We start from the raw sequence: 14,308 nt of genomic DNA on the forward strand, positions 1-14,308 counted from the left end.
GACGCTGAACCGCTCGTGCCCGGAGCCTGTTCCATCTCAGTTCCAGCGGTATCCGTGGGCCTGTTCGTAGGCCTCGAGCAACCGATGGGCCACATGGCCGGAGGTGATCAGCGGGTGGATCATGAAAGCCCGCAGCGCGGCGGCACGGTCGCCCTGTCCGCCGCGGATGACTTCCTGCTCCACTGCTTTGATTTGCGTCATCAAGCCGGCCTGGTGAAGGGTCAGCGGTTTCACCGGCAGGGGACGGGCGCCGTCCGCATCGACCACCGACGGCACTTCGATGACGGCGTCCGCCGGCAGTTGCGGGATGGTCCCGGCATTGCGGACATTGAGGATCAGCTCGCTGCGCTCACCGGTGAGCAGGGCACGCATCACGTCCAGGGCAACGTGTTCGTAGCCGCCGGCCGCACGGTCCTCCTCATCGCGGGAAACGCCGATCTCGCGGGCCTCGGACAGGTAGCTTTCCTCACGGCGTCGGAGGGCGTCTTCCCATTCCGCGTACGGAGTCCCGGAGGTCTGCAGCCTGCCGTACAACTCCTGCTGCAGCTCGTGGATGGACTCGCCGCGGGTCTGGGCGGCACCGGCCAGCGCCATGGTGGCTTCGCGGCGGAAATAGTAATAGAACAGGTAGGCATTCGGGATGACGCCGAGGACCTGCAATTCCCGTGTGCCGAAGATGCGGCCCTCTTCAAACGACTGCAGCCGCGCTGGGTCGGCGAGCAACTCCGGAAGGCGATCCCCGCCGTCGTGCTCCAAACCTCGCAGCCAGCCCAAATGGTTCAGGCCCACATAGTCCACGCCCGCCAATGAGCCGCGGCGCAACGGGGCGCCGGCGGCCTTGGCCGAGCGGCGGACCAGCCCGAGGGGCGTGTCGCAGATGCCGATCACCCGGTGGCCGAGCACCGGCAGCACGGCTTCGGTGACCAGCCCGGCGGGATTGGTGAAGTTGATCAGCCACGCGCCGGGGCTCAACTCGCGCAGCCGCCGGGCGATATCCAGCGCGGCGGGGACAGCCCGCAGGCCGCAGGCAATGCCGGCCGCTCCGGTGGTCTCCTGGCCCAGCAGGTTCAGCCGGCTGGCAATACGTTCGTCCTGCGTCCGGCCCTGCGTGCCACCGGGACGAATGGCTGAGAAGACGACGTCGGCCCCGGCCAGCGCGTCGTCGAGGTTGCGCGCGGACACGATGCTTGGCGGCCGGACGCCTGCGGGCAGCGGAGCATCCGCCAGCACCCGGGCGATCGCCTGCTGGCGGCCGGCGTCCACGTCATGGAGTACCAGCCGGTCCACCAGTCCCGCCGCCGGCCCCTCGGCCAGCGCGCGGTAGACCAGCGGCACGCGGAACCCGCCGCCGCCCAGAATGGCAAGTGTTGCCACCGCTTCCCCCGAACATTGACATTGGATAACAATCGGCGGACCCGAGCCCGGGACGCGCCCCTTGCTTGTATTGTGCCAGCTAGGGCAAACCACGCATCCTTGCCGCGTGAAGCCGCGGCCCAATCGAAGGGCACTGCCGGCGCGTCCCCTGCGGCGCCCCTGCTCCGCGTAACCCTTCAGCTGGAAAGCAAGCTTCGGATGGGAGAATGGATCCGTGAGCTCTACAACGTCACCGCTGCCCTATGACCGCCAAGCCGTCATCAACCTGGACGCGATCCGCGCCAACGTGCGGCACCTGCGCGAGATCGCGGCCCCCGCCCGCGTGATGGCCGTGGTCAAGGCGGACGCCTACGGCCACGGCGCCATTCCCGTGGCCCGCGCCGCACTGGAAGCCGGTGCCGGCTGGCTGGGCGTGGCCCACTTCACCGAGGGACTGGCCCTGCGCGAAGCGGGCATCGACGCCCCCATCCTGGCCTGGCTGCACACCCCGGATACCGACTTCGCCGCCGGCATCGAGGCGGGGATCGACGTCGGCGTTTCCGGCTGGGAGCTGGAACCGGTGGTCAAGGCTGCCCGGCAGTTGGAACGTCCGGCGCGCGTGCACCTGAAGATTGACACCGGCCTGGGCCGCAACGGCTGTCCGCCGGCGCTCTGGGAAGACCTGATCAACCGGGCCGTGGAGTACCAGGAACTGGGGCTGCTGCGCGTGGTGGGCGTGTTCTCCCACCTGGCCGTCGCCGACGAACCGCACCGGCCCGAGACGGACGAGCAGGTGGACCGCTTCCGGGAGGCGGTGGCGGTGGCAGAAAACGCCGGGCTGGATCTGGAAGTCCGGCATCTGGCCAATACGCCCGGCACGCTCAGCCGCCCGGATGCGCACTTCGACCTGGTCCGTGTGGGCCTGGGCATCTACGGGCTGTCGCCCTTTGACGGGCAGACCCCCGAAGAACTGGGGCTGGTGCCGGCCATGACGCTGCGCGCCCGGGTGGCCAACTGCAAGCAGGTGCCGCCCGGCCAAGGCGTCTCCTACGGGCTGAACTACCTGACCACCGAGCCAACCACGCTGGTCCTGGTGCCGCTGGGCTATGCAGACGGCATCCCGCGCAGCGCCTCCGGCGTCCAAGTGGCCATCGCGGGTAAGCGCTACGACGTGGTGGGCCGGGTGGCCATGGACCAGTTCGTGGTGGATTTGAGGACCAGCAACGCCGGCGACCTCACGGGCGAGGAAGTGATCCTCTTCGGCCCGGGCCCGGATGTTCCCGATGCCCACGACTGGGCGATCGCCGCCGACACCATCAACTATGAGATTGTCACCCGCGTGAGCCCGCGGGTCCCGCGCTACTACACCGGGACCGCCGAGGACCAGGACGACGGCGGGGAGGCCGCTCCCGTGGCGGAGGCGACGGGGCTCACCGCGTCCGCGGCGGAGCAGGCCGCCGCAGCCGCCCAGATCCGCGCCGCCTTGACCACGGCCGACGACCGGAACACGGACAGCGCCGGGGACGCCGGAGCGGTGCTGGCATGAGTGGTGTTGGCATGACCGGCGGCGGCGTGACAGGCGGTGGCCAGCCGGGCGCGGCAGACGTGGCCCCGGAGCAACAGGCCACGCCGGTGTGGGAACGCGAGTTCCACGTGGGCTCCGCGGCGGAGACGCAGGAGCTCGCGGCCCGGCTGGGCAGGATACTGCGGGCGGGCGACCTGGTGGTGCTCAGCGGAGAGCTGGGCGCGGGGAAAACCACCTTTACCCAGGGTCTGGGGGAGGGACTCGGCGTGCGGCCGGGCATCATTTCGCCCACGTTCGTCCTGGTACGCAGCCATCCGAGCATGAACGGCGGCCCGGACCTGGTCCACGTGGACGCCTACCGGCTGGAGTCCGAGGGCGAGATCGACGACATCGACCTGGAGAACACCCTGGACGAGGCCGTCACGGTTGTGGAGTGGGGCCGCGGCCGCGTGGAGCACCTCTCCGACAGCTGGCTGGATATTTCGCTGGTCCGGCCCACCGGGGCCGACTTGATGAACCGCCCGGCCGAAGGCGCCGCGCCGGGCACGGCGGAGCGCACGGTGGCGGGCACGGCGGAGGGCGCCGCGGGCACGCAGGCGAGCACCGGCGTCGTGCTGGATTTTGAAGAGCCCGACGACGGCGAGCCCCGGTTGATCCGGATGGCCGCCTACGGGCCGCGCTGGGCCGCGTACATTTTCGCCTGACGCCTCACGGCTGCTCTGCACGATTTCCTGCACGATTTAGCGCACTGGGAGGCGCCGCAGGCGCATGCGCTCTTCACTGCCCCCGGGCACAGGTCCATAATCGAGGGCGAGAGCAGACCCGCGAGGAGGCCAACCATGGACACTGCGCTGACCCCGTACCTGGGATTCCGCGACCAGGCCAAAGAAGCCATGACCTTTTATCAGTCGGTGTTCGGCGGCGAATTGACGCTGAACACCTTCGGCGACTTCCACGCCAGCGACGACCCGGCCGAGATCGACAAGATCATGCACTCGCAGCTGGCCACCGAGCGCGGCCTGGTATTGATGGCCGCGGACACACCGAACAGCATGGACTACACACCCGGTTCCAGCCACTCGCTCTCGCTCAGCGGCGACAACGAGGCCGAACTGCGCGGTTACTGGGACAAGCTGATCGACGGCGCCAACGTCACCGAACCGCTGCAACAAGCGCCTTGGGGCGACACCTTCGGCATGTGCACCGACAAGTTCGGCGTCCAGTGGATGGTCAATATCGCCGGCCAACCGCCGTCCTGACCGCTCCGTCCGCCCGCAGCCCCACGGGGCGCCGGGGCCGATGGGATGGGCCGAGGTATACCTCAAGTAAAATTGATGCGTGCTGATCCTCTCCGTTGATACCTCCGCCATCGCCAGCGCCGCGCTGCTGACCGGACAAGGAGAGACCCTGGCCGCCTTCGCCACCGAGGACACCCGCAGCCACGCGGAAGTGCTGGCTCCCGGCATCGGCAAGATCATGACGACGGCGGACGTCACCGGCGCAGACATCGACGCCCTGGTGGTGGGCGTGGGGCCGGGACCGTTCACCGGCTTGCGCTCCGGCATTGCCACCGCACGGTCGCTGGCCTTCGCCTGGGGCAAGCCGCTGCACGGCGTGATGAGCCTGGACGCCATCGCCGTGGACGCCGCGCTGGATGCGTGGCGGGCCGGTGTGGACGAGTTCGTGGTGGCCACCGACGCCCGGCGCAAGGAAGTGTACTGGGCGCGCTACCGCAGCACCGGCGGCACGCATGAACTGCTGGACGGCCCGCACGTCAGCGCACCGTCCGAGGTCCCGGACCTGCCAGCCTACGGCATGGGCGCCGGGCTGTACCCGGAGCAGCTGCGCGGCGTCACCGAGTACAGCGGCACGCAGCCGACGGCCGAGGCGCTGGGCCGCACTGCCATCGTCAAGCTGGCCAAGGGGCTGGACCTGTTGGACACCGCTCCGCTGTACCTGCGCGAATCCGACGCGAAGATCCCCGGGCCGCGGAAGCGGGCACTGTGAGCGCCGGCGGGCAGCCCGCGGGCCGCATCAGGGCGATGACCGAGGACGATATTCCGGCAGTGGACGCACTGGAGCAGAAACTGTTTCCGGCCGATGCCTGGCCTACCGAAATGTTCTACGAGGAACTGGCGCAGGACACCCGCAGCTACTACGTGGCCGTTGATGCGCTCGGCGAAGTGATCGGCTATGCGGGCCTGATGTGCGTGCGGCCGATCGCCGATGTGCAGACCATCGCCGTGGTGCCCGAGCGCGAGGGGCAGGGGATCGGCAGCAGGCTGTTGACCCTGCTGATCGAGCAGGCCGCGGAACAGCGGGCGGAGGACGTGCTGCTGGAAGTGCGCGCGGACAATCCGCGGGCGCAGCGGCTCTACCGCTGGTTCGGGTTCGAACAGATCCACGTGCGGCCGCGCTACTACCGCGGCGGAACCGACGCGCTGATCATGCGGCTGAAGCTCAAGGACTGGGCCGGCATGCCCGGCGCCGGCCGGGACGCCGCAGGGGCGGGCACATCAGGCAAGCAACCGAAAACAACGGAGGAGAGAAGATGAACCGCACCCGGCCGCTGGTGGTGGGGATCGAATCCTCCTGCGACGAAACCGGTGTCGGCATCGTCCGCGGCGACACGCTGCTGGCCAACACCGTTTCCTCGTCGATGGACGAGCACGTTCGCTTCGGCGGAGTGATCCCGGAGATTGCCTCGCGTGCCCACCTGGACGCGTTCATCCCCACGCTGGAGCAGGCGCTTGACACCGCCGGCGTCACATTGGACGAGGTGGACGCGCTCGCCGTGACGTCGGGGCCCGGGCTGGCCGGCGCGCTGATGGTGGGGGTCTGCGCAGCCAAGGCGCTCTCGCTGGCCACCGGCAAGCCGTTGTACGCGATCAACCATCTGGTGGCCCACGTGGGCGTCGGCGTGCTGGACGGGGGAGTGCTGCCGGAGAATCTGGGTGCGCTGCTGGTGTCCGGCGGCCACACGGAGATCCTGCGGGTGCGCTCCCTGACCGACGATGTGGAACTGCTCGGCTCCACCATTGACGACGCGGCCGGCGAAGCCTACGACAAGGTGGCCCGCATCCTCGGGTTGGGCTATCCCGGCGGTCCGGCCATCGACAAGCTGGCCCGCGAGGGCGATCCGAAGCGGATCCGCTTCCCGCGCGGGCTGAGCCAGCCCAAGTACATGGGTTCGGCCCAGGCGCCGGGACCGCACCGCTACGACTGGTCCTTCTCCGGCCTGAAGACGGCCGTGGCCCGCTGCGTGGAGCAGTTCGAGGCCGCGGGCGAGCCGCTTCCGGTGGCCGACATCGCGGCGTCCTTCCAGGAAGCGGTGGCGGACGTGATCACCGCCAAGGCCATGTTGGCCTGTACCGAGCACGGCATCAGCAACTTGCTGCTGGGCGGCGGAGTGGCGGCGAACTCGAGGCTGCGCGCGCTGACGGAAGAGCGCTGTGCCGCACACGGCATCTCGCTGCGGGTGCCGCCGGTGTCGCTGTGCACCGACAACGGAGCCATGGTCGCCGCGCTCGGCGCCCAGGTGGTGATGGCCGGCGGCCAGCCGTCCGGAATCGAGTTCGCTCCGGATTCCTCCATGCCGGTCACCAGCGTGCACCTGTAACGGGACCCGGCCCGACCCGGGCAAGGCCCCGTTACAGGGGCACCGCTACTTCTGGAGGTCGGAGAGCAATTCGGCCACTTCTTCGTTGGTCAGGACCAGCCACGGCGTGCTGTCCGCTCCTTGCAGGGCGGCTTCGGGGCTGTCGCCCTGGGTCCACCACTTCGCCTCGAACACGCGGCCTTCGAGTTGGACGCGGTCGCTCTTGAGGTAGATGGTGTCTATCTTCCACTCCGGGAAGGTTCCAGCCGGGGCAGTGACCACGGGCTGCGGAGTTTCGCCCGGAAGCACTGGCCCGATTAAGGTCCACGGGGTCACTTCTGCAGTCGCGGTGGGGTCGTCGGGGACATCGCCGCGCGTCCACCACTTGGCCTTGTAAACATTGCGATGCCAGACAACGCGCTCGTCTGCCACGTACGCAGCCTCGCTGTTCCAGATCGGGTAGGGGCTGGTCGCCGGGTCGTCCACGATCCCGGCAGCGGACGCGGCGGGCGTACTTTCCGGTGCAGCGCCGGCGGAGGCAGTCCGACCCGGTTCACTGACGGCTCTGGGCAGGCCGCCCAGGTTCTGGCCCAGCACGGCCGCGTAGCTGCTCTCGTGCTGCTCCACGCCGCTGCAGTTGTCGGATACCTTGGTCACGTCCCCATAGTTGGCACTGCACGTGGCGTCGCGGTTCAAGGACCACATGGACATCCGGCCGATGCCGACCTCCGAGGCGAACGCGTTGAGGCCGGTGGCATCTTCCAGGCTGAAGATCTCGCCCGGCACATCGTTTTGGCCGATCATCGGGGTCAGCCCAATCTTGCTCCAGACCGTCCGTTCGCCCGATTCCAATCCGGCCTCACGGTAGGCCGCCTGAAGTTGGACGTGCGCCGAGCGCGCCGCCTGGATGGAGGCATCGAGCATGCTTTGGTCCGGCTGCCGGCTCTGGCCATAGTCCATGGTCATTAGGTTGACCCCGGCCAGGGGCACCTTGGCTGCGAGCATTTGTTCGACCGTGCGGACGCCCTCGTCGGTCAGGCCATGCGGGGCGACCGGCAGGGTCAGCCAAATATCCAGATCCTGGCCGGCTGCTTCCCGTTCGGCGGCCAGTTGGGCCATGACGGTGGCGCGGCGTTCGCCGGCCGCGGTATCCGCGAGGTTGTCGCCTTCGATGTCCAGATCAATCGTGTCCACGTTGTAGCGCTCCAGCACTTGGCTGTACGCCCGCTTCAACGCGACTGGGTCGGTGCAGCCGGTGGCGAGTTCCTTGTTCAGCAGCCCGCCGAACGAAATGCCGATGTGTCCGCCGGTGTCCGCCAGCCGGGCAACCCTCCGGTCCAGGTCCATGGTGGCTTGGGCTTCGTCGAATCCGTAGAAGCCTCCCCAGGACGGAGTGCAGGACTCTTGGGGGTCCGCCACGATAAAGGAGAGGATGACGCTGCGCTCGGCATCGCTGGAGGGGTTCTCAAAGCTGTAGAACGGCGTAGCTGTGGCGTCCACGTAGCCGGCGAACCACGAGGCCTTGCCTGCAGCGGCGCGGGCATCGGTGAACTGTCCCCAGCCGACCCCTGCCGCTGCCACGATCGCGGCGGTTGCGGTGATCAGCACACCGAGCCGCAGCCAAGACAGGCGGCGGCCCGGAAATCTCTTCGACATTGCTCTCCCCAACTACTGATTCCGCACTCTGGAATCCGTATTTGTACGGTAACAGGTAGTCATCACGGGGCGACACGCCAGAAATAGTGTTGTTAATCACGTTTAAACGTTGTAACGTTGCGCCCCACCGGCCCCTAGACTAAGGAACACCGGCGTTCGTTCCGCCGGTCAAGGATCCACCAGGGCAGAGCACCACCGCTCTGCCCTGTTTCGTCCTGTCTGTTGGGGGTTTCCATGCTAGACACCATGCCCGTCGCTCACCCGGAGCCGATCGCTCCAGCCGCGGACCCCGCGCCGCGGCGCCGCCAATGGGGTGCCGAAAAGCGCTCGGAGCCGATGTCCATCGTGCACCCGAAGCCGACCGGTCGGAAGATCGTGCTGGGACGGCTGGGCATTATCACCACCATCACGGCGTGGATCGTCTACGTGGTCACCACCATCCTGCGCCAGTTCGCCAACAACCCGGGTGCGGGCTTCAGGTTCCAGTTGGAGGCCGCCTCCTACCTGACGGTCGTTACGTTCCTAACGTTTTCCGCCTTGATGTACTTGCTGGCACGGCAGGGTGCCATGTACCGGTTCCGCGACCACCAGCGCGTCCCGCGCGGTGAGTTGGACCGCCACTTTGCCCGCTACGACGACGGTGTGACGGTTCTGGTGCCGTCCTACGCCGAAGAGCAGGAGATCGTCCGTGCCACGCTCTGGTCGGCGGCGCTGCAGGAATTCCCCGACCTGCGCGTGGTGCTGCTGCTGGACGACCCGCCCTTCCCCACCGATCCCGCCGTCATCCAACGGCTGGAGCGCACGCGTGCCCTGCAAACCGAGATCAGCGACAGGCTGCGGGCGCCGGCCGGACGTGCCCTCGCCGCCCTGGCCGCGTTCCGCAATGGCGACCACGCGCCGTCGTCCGATCTGCAGCGACTGATCAGCGAGTACCGCGCTGCCGCCATCTGGCTGGAGGAATTCGCCGAGGCCGAGCGCATCGAGGACCACGTAGACGAGTTCTTCGTGGACCTGGTGGTCATGGGGCTGGCCCGCGAACTCCGGCTGGTGCTGCTGGCGTTGGAGGCAGCCGCCGCGCAATCGGCTGAGCTGGCCCCCGAACGGATCGAGGAGCTGCATCTGCGCTTGGTGCGGACGTTCAGCGTGAAGACCGAGACATTCGAGCGAAAGCGCTACGCGAACCTCTCGCACGAGGCCAACAAGGCGATGAACCTGAACTCGTACATCTCCCTGATGGGCCAGCGTTGGGCGGTGGAGGACGCCGCCGGCGACACCGTCCTGAGGCAGGTGCGGGAGGGTGAGGACGCGGACCTCGACGTCCCAGACACCCGCTACCTGCTGACGCTGGACGCCGACTCCCAACTGCTGCGCGACTACTGCCTGCGGCTGGTCTACTTCCTCGAGTCCCCGGGCAACGAACGCGTGGCGGTCACCCAGACGCCCTATTCCGCCTTCCGCGGTGCTCCCACGCGGATTGAACGAGTAGCCGGCGCGACGACCGACATCCAGCACATCCTGCATCAAGGCATGACCTACTACGGGGCCACCTTCTGGGTGGGCGCCAATGCGGTGATCCGCAAGGAGGCGTTGGAAGACATCGTCGAGGTGGAGACGGTGGGCGGATTCGAGATCCGCACCTATATCCAGGACCGTACGGTCATTGAAGATACCGAGTCCAGCATCGACTTGGGGGCGCACGGCTGGAAGCTGGCCAACTACCCCGAGAGGCTGAGCTACAGCGCCACCCCGCCCGACTTCGGCTCGCTGGTGGTGCAGCGGCGGCGGTGGGCCAACGGCGGCTTGCTGATCCTGCCCAAGCTGTGGTCGCAACTGGTTGAGCGGCGCCGCCGGCACGAGCGGATTCTGGTCCGTGAAGTGTTCATGAAGGTCAACTACATGGCCTCGATCGCCTGGGCCAGTTTTGGTCTGGTCTTCCTGCTGGCCTACCCGTATGACAGTCGGCTGCTGAGCCCGGTGGTGTTCGTTGCGGCCTTGCCCTACTTCCTGGCCATGGGCAGCGACCTGCGCGACTGCGGCCACCGGTTCAGCGACATCTTCCGCATCTACGGATTCAACTTGGTGATGCTGCCGGTGAACCTGGCCGGCGTTTTCAAATCGATGCAGCAGGCGTTGACCGGCGAGAAGATTCCGTTCGTCCGCACGCCGAAGGTCAAAGACCGCACGGCGGCACCGGCCCTGTACGTACTGATCCCGTACCTGATGGTGGCGTTCTCTTTGCTGACGCTCTACCGGGACGTTATGGCCGGCAACTGGGGCAATGCGGCCTTTGCCGCACTCAACGCCAGCCTCGCCACCTACGCCATCCACTCCTACATCGGGATCAAAAACTCGCTGGTGGACATAGCGCTGGGGACCATCAGTTGGCTCTACGTGGAGCCCAAAAAGCCGAAGCCTGCCGAACCGGCCGTGATTCCCAAGACAGCCGAAGAAGTCGACTTCAGTTCTATCCTGTACCACGGTGACCGGCGGCTGAACCGCGACCTGCGCGGCAGCCACGACCGGCGGCGCCGGGCAAGCGGACTGTGAGCCAACCCGGTCAGCTGGTCCGGCGAAGCTGTCCAACCGCATCCAGCACGACGGCGCGCAGGTCGCCGTCGTGCTCTGCAGCCACCCGGCGCTGGCGCTGGTAGCCTGCACCGGCATCGATGATCTTCTCCACGTCTGCCAGTTCATTGCTGCAGCCAAGCTTGCGGGCCACCGGTTCCAACCGGTTCAGCACGTGCTCGCGCAGGTGTTCGGTGACCAGCATTTCCTTGCCGGCGGCGTTGAGGATGATGATGGCGTCCATGCCGTAGCGGGCAGCGCGCCACTTGTTCTCCTGCACGTGCCACGGGGGCATCGTGGGGATGGCCCAGCCGTTGTCCAGTGCGGTGGAGAACTCGTCCACCAGGCACTGGGTGAGCGCGGCGATGGCGCCGACGTCCTGCAGCGTCGACAGCCCGTCGCAGACCCGCATTTCAATGGTGCCCAGCGCGGGAACCGGCCGGATGTCCCAGCGGATCTCGCTGATCGCGTCGATCACCCCGGTGGTGAACATGTCCTGGACGTAGTCTTCGTACAGCGCCCAGCTGGGGAACTGGAACGGCAGTCCGGCGGTGGGCAACTGCTGGAACATCAGCGCGCGCTGCGAGGCGTATCCGGTGTCCTCCCCGGCCCAGAAGGGGGATGACGCGGAGAGGGCCTGGAAGTGCGGGAAATAGTTGAGCAGCCCGTCCAGCACCGGCAGCGCCTTGTCCCGGTGGTCCAGGCCAACGTGCACATGCACGCCGTAAATCACCATCTGCTGGCCCCACCATTGGGTGCGGTCGATCAGCTTGGCGTAGCGCGCCTTGTCCGTCACCGGCTGTGACCGCGGGGCGGCGAACGGATGGCTGCCGGCGCAAAAAAGCTCCACGCCCATCGGGTCGGTCACGTCGCGGACCGCTGTCATCGCGCTGCTCAGGTCGGCCTTGGCCTCGCCGACGGTATTGCAGACGCCGGTGACGAGCTCCACGGTGTTCAGCAGCAGCTCCTGCTTCACGTGCGGGTGCTCGTCGTCGTCTTTCAGCTCAGGGTGGCCGGCGCGGACAGCATCCAGCACCTGCTCGGCCACGGAGACCAGCTCACCGGTTTGTGCGTCCACCAGCGCCAATTCCCACTCGACCCCCAGGGAAGACTGGGCGGACTGGGCGAAATCGATGTTCAAACGCTGCTCCGTATCTGGCGGTACCGGCTGCCGCCGGAGATGCACGTCTCGCGTAGAACGGGCGGCGACACTGAATTGATTCTAGTGCGTCAGGGCCTGGCCGCGCGCTCACGGCTGCGGCCGCCGGCGGATGGAAGGGGCTCGACGACGATCGCCACCCGGTCCTCACCCATCCGGGTCAGCACCAGCGTGGCCTTGTTAGGTCCCTTGCCGGAACCGGTCAACAGGGTTTTGCGCAACTCGTCCGGGGTGACCGAGGTGCCCCGCTTCTTGATCTCCAGCGTGCCGATCCGGTTGGCCTTGACCCACGCCTTGAGTTTCTTGACGTTGTAGGGCTTGACCTCCAACACTCTGTACGCGCGGGCAAACGGGGTTTCCTGCAGTTCCGGCGAACAGATGTAGGCGATGTGCTCATCCAGCAGGTGCCCGCCCAGGCCGCGGGCCAGGTCGGCGACCAGCCCGGCGCGGATCACCGCGCCGTCGGGCTCGTACAGGTAGCCCCCGGCCGGGCCGGTCTGCACGTCCTGGTGCGCCGGATCGAAGCTGATGGCGCTGGTCAGTTCGGCGGTGCCGCGGGCACCAATCACCAGGGCTGCCCGCCGCACGCCGGGGCGGGCCAGCGTGTTGAACCAGAGCGCGGCCTCGATCACGTCCCCGTTGACGGAAACCCATTGGACCTCGCAGTTCTCCGGGAGCGCGTCGTGGGGGATTCCCGGACCCATCTTGACGCCCACCGGCAGGCCCCGGTCGGCGAGTTTCTCCACAAAGGACAGCGGCGGCGAGAACGCCTCCGGATCGAAGATCCGGGTGGTGCCCGACGTCGTGGTGGTCCGCCGTGCCGGATCCAGCCACACGCCGTCGATTCCGGTCAGGTCAACGTCTTCGGCTTCGGCGTTGATCACGGTCGCGTCCGGCCAGGGCATCAGGTTGATGGTGGCCACTGCGGCGGTGGTTTCGTCACGTTCGACGGCGGTGACCCTGCGGTCCAGCGTGGCCAGGGCCATGGAGTCCGCGCCGATTCCGCAGCCGAGGTCCGCGACGTGTTCCACCCCGGCAGTCTGGAACCGCTGGGCGTGCAGGGCCGCGATGTTCAGCCGGGTGGCCTGTTCCAGCCCGGCCTGGGTGAAGAGCATCTTCTCCGCGAACGGGCCGAATTTCGCCTCGGCCTTGGCCCGCAAGCGCGATTGCGTCATCGCGGCGGAAACGAGTTCGGGGGAATGGCCGGCCTTGCGCAGTTCGGTTCCGGTGTGCAGGCTCTCGGCCTCGGAGTACGGGCCGAGCGAGTTCAGCAGTTCCCAGCCTTCCGGAGTCAGAATCGGGGCGATGCTCTCGGCGTGGGTCTCGGTTGCCATGGTTTCAAGCCTAGTGCAGCCGATTCGGGCCAGCGCACTGCCCCCGTTCGTGCTCATGGCGGGCTATGGGTAGTTCTCCCCATGGCCGGATGAGCGGGGCCTCCGTAGGATCGAAGGAAGCTTACTGTGAAGGAGGCCCGGATTATGTCAATACCCTGTGACTGGAGCGACATCGATACGGATGCTTGCCAGGCGGAAATTCAAGCGGAATTGGGCGAGTTGATCGCGGCCAGCAATCGTGTCCACCGCGGATGGCAGGCCTTGTGGGAAGAGGTCGCCGTCCCCGCGCCTGCGTGGCAGAAGGACATGCGCCGCCTGGCCTGAGGCACACGCCGTTTCCGCCCGGACCGCACGGGGGCGCGCCGAAGCGCTGGCCGTGGAAAGCCGCCGGCCTTAGCATGGGCGCATGATCGAATCGGCGGCAACTTTACTGTCCGCGGGACGCTATTTCCGTGAAGTCCTGGCCAACGTCCCGTCTACCGCGTGGAACGCGCCCGGACTGGATGACTGGACCGTCAGGACCCTGGCCGGACACACCAGCCGCGCCCTGTCCACGGTGCTGACGTACTTGGGGCGTCCGGCCGAAAAGGTGCAGGTGGAATCTGCCGCCGACTACTACCTGGCCACCGGGCTGGCGAATGATCCACGGGTGACAGAGCGGGCCATAGCGGCCGGCAAGGAGTTGGGGGCGCATCCGGTGGATATGGTGGACCGGCTGCTGGCCCAATTGGAGAACACACTGCCGCTGGCTGAAGACCGGATCATCGAAACGGCTGCTGGCGGGATGCGCTTCCGCGACTACCTGCCGACCCGGATCTTCGAACTGGCCGTGCACACCCTGGACCTTTCCCGTGCGTGCGGCTTGGTGGCCGAACTGCCCAGCGACGTAGAACTGGAAGCCGGCCGGCTGGCCATTCAGATCGCCTCCGAACGCGGGGACGGCGCAATGGTCCTGCTGGCGCTGACCGGCCGGACCATCCTGCCGGGCGATTTTTCCGTGGTGTAGTCCTGCCGGCCTAGGGCCGGTTGCGGATGCCGGCGGCGGAGACCACGCCGCCGGCGAAGAGCAGCAGCGCAGCGGCCAGGCGGCGCGCCGGAACCCTTCAAAGTCCAGCATG

13 protein-coding genes are annotated in these 14,308 nt (G+C 67.5%); 9 read left to right on the plus strand and 4 right to left on the minus strand.

Annotated features, from left to right (window positions below):
• Nucleotides 1-36: 36 nt before the first annotated feature.
• Complete coding sequence (locus tag MNQ99_RS05760; protein WP_127511162.1) at nt 37-1,374, minus strand: 6-phospho-beta-glucosidase; 1,338 nt, start codon at nt 1,372-1,374, stop codon at nt 37-39.
• Between the two features lie 214 nt (nt 1,375-1,588).
• Between MNQ99_RS05760 and alr the strand changes: the two genes are divergently transcribed.
• The 6 genes from alr to tsaD all read left to right on the plus strand — a co-directional run bounded on the left by alr (nt 1,589) and on the right by tsaD (nt 6,497).
• Nucleotides 1,589-2,899: an alanine racemase gene (alr, locus tag MNQ99_RS05765; RefSeq protein ID WP_127511163.1), complete on the plus strand. Its 1,311-nt coding sequence runs from the start codon at nt 1,589-1,591 to the stop codon at nt 2,897-2,899.
• Nucleotides 2,896-3,582 carry a tRNA (adenosine(37)-N6)-threonylcarbamoyltransferase complex ATPase subunit type 1 TsaE gene (tsaE, locus tag MNQ99_RS05770; protein WP_241914748.1) on the plus strand — a complete coding sequence of 229 codons (687 nt, stop codon included), beginning with the start codon at nt 2,896-2,898 and terminating at the stop codon, nt 3,580-3,582. The genes alr and tsaE overlap by 4 nt, the downstream gene beginning before the upstream one ends.
• Before the next feature lie 135 nt (nt 3,583-3,717).
• Nucleotides 3,718-4,137 (plus strand): VOC family protein, encoded by a 420-nt coding sequence (locus tag MNQ99_RS05775; protein WP_127511164.1) that lies wholly within the window; start codon nt 3,718-3,720, stop codon nt 4,135-4,137.
• 79 nt (nt 4,138-4,216) lie between these two features.
• Nucleotides 4,217-4,885, plus strand: coding sequence for a tRNA (adenosine(37)-N6)-threonylcarbamoyltransferase complex dimerization subunit type 1 TsaB (gene tsaB, locus MNQ99_RS05780; RefSeq protein WP_241914749.1), 669 nt, complete (start codon nt 4,217-4,219; stop codon nt 4,883-4,885).
• 35 nt (nt 4,886-4,920) lie between these two features.
• On the plus strand, nt 4,921-5,433 hold the full coding sequence (rimI, locus tag MNQ99_RS05785; protein ID WP_241914750.1) for a ribosomal protein S18-alanine N-acetyltransferase: 513 nt from the start codon (nt 4,921-4,923) through the stop codon (nt 5,431-5,433).
• Nucleotides 5,430-6,497, plus strand: a complete 1,068-nt coding sequence (gene tsaD, locus MNQ99_RS05790) for a tRNA (adenosine(37)-N6)-threonylcarbamoyltransferase complex transferase subunit TsaD (RefSeq protein WP_241914751.1) — start codon at nt 5,430-5,432, stop codon at nt 6,495-6,497. Before rimI ends, tsaD begins: the two co-directional genes overlap by 4 nt.
• Before the next feature lie 45 nt (nt 6,498-6,542).
• Here the strand turns inward: tsaD and MNQ99_RS05795 are convergent, their stop codons facing one another.
• Nucleotides 6,543-8,132, minus strand: a complete 1,590-nt coding sequence (locus tag MNQ99_RS05795) for a chitinase (RefSeq protein ID WP_241914752.1) — start codon at nt 8,130-8,132, stop codon at nt 6,543-6,545.
• A gap of 246 nt (nt 8,133-8,378) precedes the next feature.
• On the opposite strand from MNQ99_RS05795, the gene MNQ99_RS05800 reads away from it, so the two are divergent.
• Entirely contained in the window at nt 8,379-10,679 is a 2,301-nt protein-coding gene (locus MNQ99_RS05800) for a glycosyltransferase family 2 protein (protein WP_241914753.1), read from the plus strand.
• A 10-nt stretch (nt 10,680-10,689) separates the two neighbouring features.
• On the opposite strand, the gene MNQ99_RS05805 is transcribed toward MNQ99_RS05800, so the two are convergent.
• Together MNQ99_RS05805 and MNQ99_RS05810 are read right to left on the minus strand one after the other, a co-directional pair.
• On the minus strand, nt 10,690-11,838 hold the full coding sequence (locus tag MNQ99_RS05805) for a glutamate--cysteine ligase (RefSeq protein ID WP_241914754.1): 1,149 nt from the start codon (nt 11,836-11,838) through the stop codon (nt 10,690-10,692).
• A gap of 89 nt (nt 11,839-11,927) precedes the next feature.
• Nucleotides 11,928-13,190 (minus strand): THUMP-like domain-containing protein, encoded by a 1,263-nt coding sequence (locus tag MNQ99_RS05810; protein WP_241914755.1) that lies wholly within the window; start codon nt 13,188-13,190, stop codon nt 11,928-11,930.
• A 144-nt stretch (nt 13,191-13,334) separates the two neighbouring features.
• On the opposite strand from MNQ99_RS05810, the gene MNQ99_RS05815 reads away from it, so the two are divergent.
• Nucleotides 13,335-13,514 carry a hypothetical protein gene (locus MNQ99_RS05815; protein ID WP_241914756.1) on the plus strand — a complete coding sequence of 60 codons (180 nt, stop codon included), beginning with the start codon at nt 13,335-13,337 and terminating at the stop codon, nt 13,512-13,514.
• 82 nt (nt 13,515-13,596) lie between these two features.
• The gene (locus MNQ99_RS19145; protein WP_127511172.1) at nt 13,597-14,196 is read left to right on the plus strand and encodes a maleylpyruvate isomerase family mycothiol-dependent enzyme; all 600 of its coding nucleotides are present in this window, start codon (nt 13,597-13,599) and stop codon (nt 14,194-14,196) included.
• Nucleotides 14,197-14,308 lie beyond the last annotated feature (112 nt).

Source organism: Arthrobacter sulfonylureivorans, from assembly GCF_022637435.1.
Taxonomy (GTDB): Bacteria; Actinomycetota; Actinomycetes; order Actinomycetales; family Micrococcaceae; genus Crystallibacter; species Crystallibacter sulfonylureivorans.